This is a genomic window from Nocardioides sp. YIM B13467 (genome assembly GCF_042788075.1).
In the GTDB taxonomy this organism is placed as follows: domain Bacteria; phylum Actinomycetota; class Actinomycetes; order Propionibacteriales; family Nocardioidaceae; genus Nocardioides.
On record NZ_JBHZPJ010000046.1, the window covers coordinates 4,260,172 to 4,271,994 of the forward strand.

9 protein-coding genes are annotated in these 11,823 nt (G+C 70.1%); 4 read left to right on the plus strand and 5 right to left on the minus strand.

The features are described from left to right. Nucleotides 1-47 precede the first annotated feature (47 nt). From ACFX43_RS27645 to ACFX43_RS27665, 5 genes are all read right to left on the minus strand, one after another. Nucleotides 48-719, minus strand: coding sequence for a response regulator transcription factor (locus ACFX43_RS27645; protein WP_350714919.1), 672 nt, complete (start codon nt 717-719; stop codon nt 48-50). Continuing rightward, nucleotides 716-2,083, minus strand: coding sequence for a sensor histidine kinase (locus ACFX43_RS27650; RefSeq protein ID WP_378839514.1), 1,368 nt, complete (start codon nt 2,081-2,083; stop codon nt 716-718). The genes ACFX43_RS27645 and ACFX43_RS27650 overlap by 4 nt, the downstream gene beginning before the upstream one ends. 191 nt (nt 2,084-2,274) lie before the next feature. Beyond that, the gene (locus ACFX43_RS27655; protein ID WP_378839520.1) at nt 2,275-3,573 is read right to left on the minus strand and encodes a DEAD/DEAH box helicase; all 1,299 of its coding nucleotides are present in this window, start codon (nt 3,571-3,573) and stop codon (nt 2,275-2,277) included. Between the two features lie 143 nt (nt 3,574-3,716). Then, nucleotides 3,717-4,871, minus strand: a complete 1,155-nt coding sequence (locus ACFX43_RS27660) for a zinc-binding dehydrogenase (protein ID WP_378839523.1) — start codon at nt 4,869-4,871, stop codon at nt 3,717-3,719. A 49-nt stretch (nt 4,872-4,920) separates the two neighbouring features. Beyond that, entirely contained in the window at nt 4,921-5,919 is a 999-nt protein-coding gene (locus tag ACFX43_RS27665) for a hypothetical protein (RefSeq protein WP_378839526.1), read from the minus strand. Between the two features lie 243 nt (nt 5,920-6,162). On the opposite strand from ACFX43_RS27665, the gene thrS reads away from it, so the two are divergent. The 4 genes from thrS to ACFX43_RS27685 all read left to right on the plus strand — a co-directional run bounded on the left by thrS (nt 6,163) and on the right by ACFX43_RS27685 (nt 11,811). Continuing rightward, the gene (gene thrS, locus ACFX43_RS27670; RefSeq protein WP_378839531.1) at nt 6,163-8,151 is read left to right on the plus strand and encodes a threonine--tRNA ligase; all 1,989 of its coding nucleotides are present in this window, start codon (nt 6,163-6,165) and stop codon (nt 8,149-8,151) included. Nucleotides 8,152-8,345: 194 nt separating this feature from the next. Then, complete coding sequence (locus ACFX43_RS27675; RefSeq protein WP_378839535.1) at nt 8,346-9,341, plus strand: diiron oxygenase; 996 nt, start codon at nt 8,346-8,348, stop codon at nt 9,339-9,341. 38 nt (nt 9,342-9,379) lie between these two features. Then, complete coding sequence (locus ACFX43_RS27680) at nt 9,380-11,062, plus strand: FAD-dependent oxidoreductase (protein ID WP_378839540.1); 1,683 nt, start codon at nt 9,380-9,382, stop codon at nt 11,060-11,062. 41 nt (nt 11,063-11,103) lie between these two features. Further along, nucleotides 11,104-11,811: a TetR/AcrR family transcriptional regulator gene (locus tag ACFX43_RS27685; protein ID WP_378839545.1), complete on the plus strand. Its 708-nt coding sequence runs from the start codon at nt 11,104-11,106 to the stop codon at nt 11,809-11,811. The last annotated feature ends 12 nt before the right edge of the window (nt 11,812-11,823 follow it).

The window sequence follows — 11,823 nt, forward strand, 5'->3', positions numbered from 1 at the left end:
ATTTCAGCGCCGCGCCGGGCGGATCCGTCGCGAGGATGAGCTCGGCCTCACCCGTTGGGCGGGCCGGCCGGGAGCAGGCCGTGACGGTGGATGAAGACCACGGTCTGCACCCGGTCGCGCAGCTGCAGCTTGGCCAGGCAGGCCGACACGTGGGTCTTCACGGTCGCCTCGGTGAGGAACAGCCGGCGGGCGATCTCGTTGTTGCTCAGTCCCTCGCCGATGAGCAGCAGCACCTCACGCTCCCGAGCGGTGAGCAGGTCGAGCTCTCTGGGTGGCTTCGGTCTAGGCGCCGACGGGGCGTTGTCGCTGGTCACCCGGCCGATCACGCGCATCGTGACCTCCGGGGCGAGCAGCGCATGCCCGTCGGCGGCGGCCCGCACCGCCTCGGCCAGGGAGTCGGGGTCGGCGTTCTTGAGCAGGAAGCCGCTCGCGCCTGCGGCGAGCGCGTCGAAGAGGTAGTCGTCGCGGTCGAAGGTGGTCAGGATGATCACCTTGGCATGCCCCTCGGCGACCACCGTGCGTGTCGCCTCGATGCCGTCGGTGCCGGGCATCTGTACGTCCATCAGCACCACGTCGGGCCGCAGCTCGCGCGCCTTGGCGATCGCGTCGGCGCCGTCGGAGGCCTCACCGACCACCGAGATGTCGTCCTCCATCGAGAGGATGAGACGGAATCCCGAGCGCACCAGCTGCTGGTCGTCGGCGAGCAGCACCCGGATCATCGCGCCGCTCCCGCCGACGCGACGGGGGAGTCGAGCGGGAAGCGCACCCGCACCCGGAATCCCTGCACGGCCCTGGGCCCGATGTCGACCTCCGCCTTCCGGACGGCTGCTCGTTCGCGTACGCCCAGCAGACCCAGGCCGCTGCCGGAGGTGCCGTGCCGGGGTCGGCCGTTGTCGGTGATCTCGACCTCGGCGTACGGCGCGGCCGCCGCCCGGTCGACGCGGAGGACGACCTGGGCGCGGTCGGCGGTGGAGTGGCGGCGTACGTTGGCCAGCGCCTCCTGGACGATCCGGTAGACCGAGTGCGCCAGCGGCAGCGAGAGGTCATCGACCGGCCCGACGGCCTCGTAGTCGACCCGCAGCCCGCTCTCGCGCACCTCGTCCAGGAGCGCGGGTAGGTCCTCGAGGCGCGGCTCAGGGCGGCGTACGCCTTCGGCTTCCGTCTCCGCGTCGCCGGCCGGGTCGCGCAGGGTGCCGAGCAGCGAGCGCATCTGGGTGACCCCCTCGCGCGCGGACGCCTCGACGTTGCCGAGCGCCTCGGCGGCGCCCTCGATGTCGTCGGGACGGCCGCGTTCGAGCAGCTTGCGCCCGGCGGCGGCCTGGACGCCGACGACAGCCACATGGTGGGCGACGACGTCGTGCAGCTCGCGGGCGATGCGTAGGCGCTCGTCGATCACGGCGCGGCGCTGGAGCTGTCCGGACTGGGCGGCGATGGTCGCGGCCTGCTCGGCCAGCTCCGCCTTCTGCCGTGCGCCCCGCCAGGCGACCTGGCCGCCGACGATCGCACCGGCGAAGTAGAGCAGGTTCATCAAGGTGGTGAGCAGCACGTAGGCGGTCACCGGGCCGATGATCGAGGAGCCTTCCGCGTCGGCGGTCGCCTCACGGATCTCGTCGATGCCGCTCCCCACCGCGAACTGCCAGGAGAGCCAGGCGAACATGAACAGGGTGATCAGCCCCATCACGACCACCATGTCCCGCCGGCGCCGCGCCCAGGCGGCGCCGGCGAAGAAGGCCACGAAGTAGATGATCTGCATCGGCAGCAGCCCCATCACGGTCGGGAGCCACACCCCGGTGACGAACATGTGCAGCCCGGCCAAGAGCGCGATCGTGAGCGGGAAGCGCCGCCTGAAGACGAGCAGCGCCGCGCCGATCACCACCGCCGTCCACTCGACCCAGGTCGGCGCGTCGCTGGAGTCGAGCGTCCCGACTCCCCGGATCAGCTCCAGGGTGACCAGACTCGCGATCAGCACGACCGCGCCGACCAGCCAGTCGCCGAGCGTGATCGAGCCTTCCCGCTCCCAGTCGTCGTCGGTCGCGAAGAAGGTCGCCAGCCGGCCGGAGGAGCCGTAGTCGTGCACAGTCACCCGGCCAACCCTAGTTCCGCCGATCGGCGCCGTCCTCAGTCTGAAGTCGGAGTACGCCCCGCTGGTCGAGCCGTGAGCGCCAGCGAGCGTGTCGAGACCAACACGGTCCTTATCGAGCGCCGAATCGACTGTGCTGGTCTCGACACGCCTACGCCTAGCGGCTCCGGCGGCTCGACCAGCGGTGGCTGGGGTCAGCGGCTGCCGGTGGCGCGCTGACGCTTGCGCGCGCGCGAGCCGGGGCGGCTCTTTCGGTTGCCGGTGCCCTCGCCGGCGGGGCGGCGCGGCGGCTGGGCGACGACGGGGACGAACGGGCCGGGCCGGGTGCGCTCGCCCGGAGCCAGCTCGACCAGGATCGGGTGCGAGGGCCCGTCGAGACGGGTGGTGGTCGGCTTGATCCCGGCGGCCCGGGTGAGCGTACGGACGTCCTTGACCTGGTCGGGCAGCATCAGGGTGACGACGGTGCCGGAGGCACCGGCGCGGGCCGTACGGCCGGAGCGGTGCAGGTAGGCCTTGTGCTCGGCGGGCGGGTCGGCGTGGACGACGAGGGTGACGTCGTCGACGTGGATCCCGCGGGCGGCGATGTCGGTGGCCACCAGGGTGGTCGCCCGGCCGGAGTGGAATGCCTCCAGGTTGCGCACGCGGGCGTTCTGGGAGAGGTCGCCGTGGAGCTCGACGGCCGGGATGCCGGCGCGGCCGAGCTGGCGGGCGACGCCCTTGGCGCCGTGCTTGGTGCGGGTGAAGACGACGGTGCGGCCCGGAGCGGCGGCCAGGTCGGCGAGCACGGGGATGCGGTGCTCGCGGGCGGAGAGGTGGAGCACGTGGTGCTCCATCTCGGCCACCGGCGACTGCGCGGAGTCGGCCTCGTGGACGACCGGCTGCTGGAGGAACTGCTTGACCAGCACGTTGACGCCCTTGTCGAGCGTGGCGCTGAAGAGGAGGCGCTGGCTGCCCTTCGGCGTCATCGCCAGCAGGCGGCGCACGGCGGGCAGGAAGCCGAGGTCGGCCATGTGGTCGGCCTCGTCCAGGACGGTGACCTCGATCGAGGACAGGTCGGCGTGACGCTGCGCGATCAGGTCCTCGAGCCGGCCGGGGCAGGCGAGGACGACGTCGGCACCCTTGCGCAGGCCGATGACCTGCGGGTTCTGCCCGACACCACCGAAGACGGTCTGCACGCTCAGGCCGGCCTCCGCGGCGAGCGGCCGCAGCGACTCCTCGATCTGGCGGACCAACTCACGGGTCGGGGCGAGCACGAGCGCCCGCGGCTTGCCCGACTTCGCCCTGGCGCCACCCGCGAGGCGGGCGACGAGCGGAAGCAGGAAGGCGTACGTCTTGCCCGACCCGGTCCGCCCACGACCGAGCACGTCGCGCCCGGCGAGGGAGTCCGGCAGGGTCGCGGCCTGGATCGGGGTGGGGGAGGTGATGCCGTGGTGATCGAGGACGGCGGTGAGGTCTGCGGGCACGCCGAGCGCGCTGAAGCTCTGCTGAGACAAGGAGTCAACTTTTCAAGCGAGGTGTCTCGCCATAATGAGTTGATACCGAGAGCGGCCGGGGCAAGACCGGAACGGGCCGCTGATGGATCAGATACTACCGGTAGGTGATCCGTCCACCAGAATCGTCGGTGCCGTGTCTCGTGTCACGCCCACGGATCGACGAGGATCTTCGCGTGCGTCTCCGGGTCGGCCAGATCCGAGAACGCCTGGGCGACGCCGTCGAGCCCGACGGTGCCGGTGTGCAGCGGCGAGGGGTCGACCTTCCCGCCGGCGATCAGCTCCAGTGTGCGCGCGAACTCGGCAGGGTCGTAGCCGAACACGAACCGCAGGTCGATCTCCTTGTGGATCGCGATGGCGGGCCGGATCGTGTCCGGCTCCATGCACACCCCGACCACCACGACACGCGTGTGCAGCGGTGCCGCGGTCATGATCTGCTCGAGCATCCCCGGGACCCCGACGCACTCGAAGACGACCGGGCCCGTCGGCGACTGGCCGAGGCGGTCGGCGTTGAGCAGCACCGTCTCCCAGGGGAGCAGCGGGATGCGGCGTACGACCTGCATCGCGTCGATCCCGAAGCCCAGGTAGTCGGTCAGCGAGTTGACCGGGCCGCGCTGCTTGTAGGCGTCCCACGGCGAGGACTCGCGCGGGTCGACGACCACGTCGGCACCGCACTTCACCGCGAGCGCGCGCCGTGCGGGGGAGAGGTCGGAGGCGACCACCGTCTTCACCCCCTGCGCCTTGAGCATGAGGATGACGGCCAGCCCGATCGGGCCGCAGCCGATGACCACGGCCGGGCGCCGTGCGGAGACCGCCCCGCGGCGTACGGCGTGGAAGGCGACGGCCAGCGGCTCGGTGAACACGGCCTGGTCGGGCGAGACGCCGTCGGGCACCGGGAAGGTGAAGGCCTCCTGGACGAGGCAGTACTCCGCGAAGCCACCGGGGGAGTCGACGTCGAAGCCGACCATGTGGACCGCCCCGTCCGTACGCAGGACCGGCAGCGCCGTCACCGGGGTGCCCGGCTCCCAGCGACCGCGGGTCTGTGGTCCGTAGGCGACGACCGAGCCCAGGATCTCGTGTCCCAGGACGATCTCCTGCTCGGGCGTCATCGCGGTGGTGTAGCCGATCTCGGTGACCACCTCGTTGAGCTCCTCGGCGTGCTCTCGGACGTGCAGGTCGGAGCCGCAGATCCCGGCGCGCAGCACCTTGATCAGCAGCTGTCCCGGCCCGGGCTCGGGACGCGGGACCGACCGCACGGAGAGCTCGCCCTTGTGGACCACGGTTGCGCGCATCTGGTTCATCGACGCCGACGCTACCTCAACCCGTCCTCACCCCGCCCTCACCCTGTTCTCACCCGGTCGGCAGCGATCCGGCGGAGGCGATCCGGTGCAGGTGGGCGGTGAACGAGTGCTGGTGGTCGACGCGCGGCAGTCGCAGCGCGGCGCCGGTGACCAGGTGCAGGGTGACGTCGATGCGCGGGTTGGCCTTGCGCTCGTCGACGACACCGGTGTCGATGCTGGTCACGTCCTCCCAGAGGACGACGTCGGTGTGCCGGGCGTACTCCAGGACCAGGCCGCCTTCGTAGAGGCCGAGGTCCACCGCGAACGGGCGCCGCAGCCCGAGCCAGGCCAGCCGGAACCCCAGGATCAGCCCGCTGAGCGCAACCAGCCCCCCGGCCAGCACGAGCACCATCGGCAAGTGTGGCCGAGTGGCGACCCAGGCGCCGAGCGCGATGAGCGCCGGGCCGAGGACCAGCCCGACCGGCGCCAGCCACGCCCGTCCGTGCGCGGGATGGGTGCTCAGCCGGATGTCGAGGTCCTCGCTGAGCGTCTCCTCGCCCGGCGTACGCAGCCACGACCGCCGCGTCGGCAGCACCACCAGTCCGAGCACGGTGAGCGCGATCCCGCCCCAGAGCACCGGGTCGCGGCCCATCCCGACGATGCGGGCCGGCCACGGATTGATCGCATGCTCTCCGTAGGCGTCGGAGTCGACCACCCACATCCGGTAGGTCGCCTTCGAGGGGTCGGGGTCGCGGCCGATGTCGCGCAGGGTGCCGTGGATGCTTCCGGTGACCCGCTCGCCGTCGACGCGCCACTGGCCCCGGCAGGAGGTGATCTCGCCGGTGCCGCTGTCGAAATCGCACCGCTCCACCACGCTCACCTCCGCCCACTGCCCGCTGTTCCACCGGTCGGCGGCGTGCTGTGCCACGACGGTGGCCGGGAACAGCATCGCCAGCGTGCCGAGGCCCAGGGTGATCAGGACGGTTGCCAGCGACGTACGCCGCTGTAACCGGAGCACCCGGCGAGACGGGTCGATGAGACGGGACTTGGGGCCGGTGGTGGGGAGCACGAGGCCTTTCACTTCAAAGACTGGGACGGACGTCGATCGAGGCTCGGAATTCTAGCCGCATGCCCCCACGGGTTCTCGCCGACCGAGTCGAGGACTCGGCACCGTCCGGGCTGCTGCGCGCCTGTCTCACGACCGTATCTGACACGGGTTCACCCATTCGCAGTACGCCGCCGGCGGCGGATACGATCGGAACGCCGCGCGAGCATCGCGGTCCACACATCACTGGAACCCACAGGAGCATCCGTGTCCGAGATCAAGATCGCCGTACTCACCCCCGACGGGCGCGAGGAACGGGCGGTCACTACGGGCACGAAGGCGTGGGAGCTCTTCGCGGACAACCCCGACGTGATCGCGGCCAGGGTCGGCGAGGACCTGAAGGACCTCTCCTACGAGCTGGTCGACGGCGACGCCGTCGAGGGCGTCCTGATCGACTCCAAGGACGGCCACGACATCCTGCGTCACTCGACCGCGCACGTGATGGCGCAGGCGGTGCAGGAGCTCTTCCCGGAGGCCAAGCTCGGCATCGGGCCGCCGATCACCGACGGGTTCTACTACGACTTCGACGTCGAGACCCCGTTCCACCCGGAGGACCTGGTCAAGATCGAGTCCCGGATGAAGAAGATCATCAAGGCCAACCAGAAGTTCTCCCGCCGGGTCACCACCGACGACGACGCCCGCGTCGAGCTGGCCGAGGAGCCCTACAAGCTCGAGCTGATCGGCCTCAAGGGCTCGGCCGCCGACGCTGCCGAAGGCGCCAGCGCCGAGGTCGGCGGCGGTGAGCTGACCATCTACGACAACCTCGACCGCAACGGCGAGATCGCGTGGAAGGACCTGTGCCGCGGTCCGCACCTGCCGACCACCAAGCGGATCCCGGCCTTCAAGCTGATGCGCAGCGCCGCGGCGTACTGGCGTGGCGACGAGAAGAACAAGCAGCTCCAGCGCATCTACGGCACCGCCTGGGAGTCCAAGGAGGCGCTCGACGCCCACCTGGTCCGGATCGAGGAGGCCGAGCGCCGCGACCACCGCAAGCTCGGCCGCGAGCTCGACCTGTTCTCCTTCCCCGACGAGATCGGCTCCGGCCTCCCGGTCTTCCACCCCAAGGGCGGGATCATCAAGCGGGAGATGGAGGACTACGTACGCGCCAAGCACATCGAGCACGGCTTCGAGTACGTCGGCACCCCGCACATCGCGCGTGAGCAGCTCTTCCACACCTCCGGCCACCTGCCCTACTACGGCGACGGCATGTTCCCGGCGCTGGACGTGGACGGCCAGGACTACCGTCTCAAGGCGATGAACTGCCCGATGCACAACCTGATCTTCCGTTCGCGCGGGCGCTCCTACCGCGAGCTGCCGCTGCGGCTGTTCGAGTTCGGGTCGGTCTACCGCAACGAGAAGTCGGGCGTCATCCACGGGCTCACCCGCGTGCGTGGCTTCGCCCAGGACGACTCCCACTCCTACTGCACCAAGGAGCAGGCGCCGGCCGAGGTCAAGCACCTGCTCGACTTCATGCTGACCGTGCTCAAGGACTTCGGTCTCGACGACTTCTACCTGGAGATGTCGACCCGCGACGACTCCAACAAGGACAAGTTCGTCGGCAGCGACGAGGACTGGGCCGAGGCGACCAAGATCCTCGAGGACGTCGCGACCGAGACCGGTCTCGACCTCGTGCCCGACCCGGGCGGCGCGGCGTTCTACGGGCCGAAGATCTCCGTCCAGGCCAAGGACGCCATCGGCCGGACCTGGCAGATGGGCACGGTGCAGTACGACTTCAACCAGCCCGCCGCGGACCGGTTCAACCTGGAGTACCAGGCGGCCGACGGCACGCGCCAGCAGCCGGTGATGATCCACTCGGCGAAGTTCGGTTCGATCGAGCGGTTCCTGGGTGTGCTGGTCGAGCACTACGCCGGCGCCATGCCGCCGTGGCTCGCCCCGGTCCAGGTCGTCGGGATCCCGGTCGCCGACGCGTTCGACGACTACCTCTACGAGGTCGCCGCCAAGCTGAAGGCCAAGGGCATCCGGGTCGAGGTCGACGAGTCCGACGACCGCTTCCAGAAGAAGATCCGCAACGCCCAGCTCCAGAAGATCCCGTTCATGCTGATCGCCGGTGGCGAGGACGTCGAGAAGGGCGCGGTCAGCTTCCGCTACCGCGACGGCCACCAGGAGAACGGCATCCCGGTCGACGAGGCGATCGAGCGGATCGTCGCTGCCGTGGAGTCCCACGAGCAAGTCTGATCCGAAACCTCTCGAGGGCGGTGCGTGAATGTCACGCACCGCCCTCGCGGCATTTCCGGGCGGTCCTCGAGCAGCGGAAAGATAAACGTGACACGAAGTCGCGCGTACTCTTGTTATCGGGACGCGTGTCCGGGTAACGTGGGTCACGTCGTTAGCAGCTCAACGTAGAACTCAACGGTGAAGGAGCCATCGTCATGACCGCCGTTCAGGATGAGAAGTCCACTGGATACGTCCGCCAGGGCAAGCAGGCCTACCTCGACACGCTTCGTACGCTGTCCGAGGCCTCGGTGGAGGTGCACTTCGACCCGTTCAAGGACATCGACTGGGACTCCGACGAGCTCGCTGTGCTGCCCGATGACGAGCGCTGGATCCTCAACGACGCCGACGAGATCGGTGCCCACCCGTGGTACAAGGCGCTGCCCAAGCAGCGCCAGATCGAGATCGGGATGTACCGCTGGGCCCAGGTCGCCAAGGTCGGCCTGCAGTTCGAGCAGCTGCTCATCGGCGGCGTCATGAACCACCTGGTCTGGTCGAAGAACAACAACCCGGAGTTCCGCTACGCGACTCACGAGGTGACCGAGGAGACCCACCACACCCAGATGTTCCAGGAGTTCGTCAACCGGGTGAACCCCGACGTGGCGGGCGCGCCGACCTACTTCAAGGTCCTGGTGCCCTTCATGGCCTCGGCGGGCGCGTTCTTCCCGGAGGCCTTCTTCACCGGCATCCTCGCCGGCGAGGAGCCGATCGACCACCTGCAGAAGGGCGCGATGCGCTCCGGCGGCAGCCACCCCGCGGCCAACCGGATCATGCAGATCCACATCGCCGAGGAGGCCCGCCACATCGGCTTCGCCCACCAGTACCTCGAGCAGCACGTGCCCGAGCTCGGCCGGGTGAAGAAGACCCTGCTGGCCTACATCTTCCCGATCATCATGCGCCTGCTCTGCGACGTGATCATGGTCCCGAGCAAGCAGGCCCGCCACGACATGGGCATCCCGGACGAGGTCGCACGCGAGATCTGGTGGAAGTCGGAGGAGTCCGAGAAGCTGCTGCGTGACCTCTTCGGTGACGTACGCCTCCTGGCCGACAACCTCGGCATCCGCAAGGGTCCGGCCAAGCTGCTGTGGAGGATGACCGGCATCGACGGCCGTGCCTCGCGCTTCCGTGCCGAGCCGCGCGCGGCGTCCTACTGATCCCCCTGAGCCCGACGCCCTAGAACGGTAGTCACAACGTGCCTCATGTCGTCACTCAGTCGTGCTGTGCGGACGCCTCGTGCGTGGTCGCCTGCCCGGTCAACTGCATCCACCCCGCCCCGGGCGAGCCCGGCTTCGGCGAGGCCGAGATGCTCTACGTCGACGCCAAGAGCTGTGTCGACTGCGGAGCCTGCGTCACGGCCTGCCCGGCCGACGCGATCGTCCCGCACACGACCCTGACAGCCGCGCAGACGCCGTTCCTGGCGATCAACGCCGAGTACTTCGAGGTCTTCCCGCACAAGGACCGCACCCCGCTCGCCCTGGTCCACCCCCAGCGCCGACTGACCCGCACCGGACCGTTCCGGGTCGCGGTGGTCGGCGCCGGGCCGGCGGGGATGTACGCCGCCGACGAGCTGCTCAAGCACCCCGAGATCACCGTCGACGTCTTCGACCGGCTGCCGACGCCGTACGGCCTGGTCCGGGCCGGCGTCGCGCCCGACCACCAGAACACCAAGCAGGTCGAGAAGCTCTTCGCGCAGATCGAGTCGCAGCCCGGGTTCCGCTACTTCCTGGGCGTCGAGGTCGGCAAGGACGTCTCCCACGCCGAGCTCACCGCTCGCTACCACGCGGTCGTCTACACCGTCGGCGCGGCGAGCGACCGCGCTCTCGGGATCGACGGCGACGACCTGCCCGGATCGCTGAGCGCGACCGACTTCGTCGGCTGGTACAACGGCCACCCGGACAAGCAGGACCTGCCCGTCCACCTCGACCCGGAGTCCCTCCTGTCGGGGCGGGTCGTCCTGGTGGGCAACGGCAACGTGGCGCTCGACTGCGCCCGGATCCTCGCCGAGGACCCGGAGCGGCTGGCGGGCACCGACATCGCCGAGGGGCCGCTTGCGGTCCTGCGCGACAGTGCGGTGCGGGAGGTCGTCGTCCTTGGGCGCAGGGGGCCCGAGGAGGCGGCTTTCACCGTGCCCGAGCTGGTCGGGCTGATGGGCCACAGCGGCGTCAACGTGGCCGTCGACACCGGCGATCTCCCGATCGAGGAGGCGCTCGCCGGCGGTGAGACCACCGTCCGGCTGCTGCGCGAGCTCGCCGGCCGCGAGGTGCGTCCGGAGCTGCGTACGATCGTCCTTCGCTTCCTCAGCTCGCCGGTGCGCGTGCTGGGCGAGGACCGGGTCACCGGGGTCGAGGTCGGCCGCAACCGCCTCCGGCGCGACGAGAACGGCGTCGTCCGGGCTGTTCCCACCGGCGAGACCGAGGTCCTCGAGACCGGGATGCTGCTGCGCGCGGTCGGCTACAAGGGGCTGCCCGTGGCCGACCTTCCCTACGACGCCTCGACCGGCACCGTCCCCAACGAGCGTGGCCGGGTGCTCCCGGGCGTCTACGTCGCGGGCTGGGTCAAGCGTGGTCCCAACGGCTTCATCGGCACCAACAAGTCCGACGCCGAGGAGACCGTCGAGCAGGTGCTCGACGACCTCGACACGGACCGCATCCCGGCTCCGGTCGGTGACGCCGGCGAGATCACCGCGGTCGTACGCAGCCGCCAGCCCGGCATGGTCGACCTGGCCGGCTGGCAGGCGATCGACCGCGAGGAGAAGCGACGTGGCGCCGAGTCCGGCCGTCCGCGGGTGAAGATCACCGATGTCGAGGAGATGCGGGGCATCGCGGCGAAGTCGCGGAAACCCCGATACTCTCTTGGGCGTCGCAAGGAGCGCTGAGACGCTCTCGAGAGACGTCACGGGAGCAGGGGGAGAAGCGGGTGGCCGGGGAGAAGCGCGATGGTCGGCAGGACCGGTGGAGCAAGCACAACGAGCAGCGCCGCCAGCAGATCATCGATGCCGCCATCGCGGTGATCGAGGCCGGTGAGCCCGGCGCCGACGTTCAGGTGCAGCAGATCGCGGTTCGCGCCGGGCTGTCCCGCACGGTCATCTACCGCCACTTCGAGGACCGCGCCGACCTCGACCGGGCCGTACAGCAGGCGATCCTCGACGGGCTCTGGTCCGACCTGATGCCCGGGATCACCCTCGACGGCACGGTGCCGGAGATCATCGAGCGGATCGTCGGCACCTACGTCCGCTGGGCCCGGGCCCATCCGGCGCTCCACCTCGCCGCCGACCACGACATCGACGGTGGCGGCGACGGCCCCTTCCAGCAGGGCATGGAGCAGCTCGCCGGCCGGATCTCGGCGATCGTCGGCACCGCCGTCCTCGCGCTCGGGGGCCAACCCACCGAGGAGGAGGCCGAGGCGCTCGACCCGCTGATCTACGGTCTGGTCGGCGCGGTCTTCGGTGCCGTACGCCGCTGGCTGACCCGCACCGGCGAGCGCCTGCCCGCCGAGACGCTGGAGCGGCTCACCGCCCAGTCGATCTGGTTCGTCATCGACGGCCACGCCCGCGGGTTCGGGATCGAGCTCGACCCCGACCTTCCTCTGGAAGAACTCCTGTCCAAGGACATCCTCGCGGTATAGCCTCCCGGTATC

Excerpts from the sequence above, each read along its gene's own strand:
- ACFX43_RS27645 (WP_350714919.1), bottom strand. The coding sequence starts at position 719 with ATGATCCGGGTGCTGCTCGCCGACGACCAGCAGCTGGTGCGCTCGGGA.
- ACFX43_RS27675 (WP_378839535.1), top strand. The coding sequence starts at position 8,346 with ATGACCGCCGTTCAGGATGAGAAGTCCACTGGATACGTCCGCCAGGGC.
- ACFX43_RS27660 (WP_378839523.1), bottom strand. The coding sequence starts at position 4,871 with ATGAACCAGATGCGCGCAACCGTGGTCCACAAGGGCGAGCTCTCCGTG.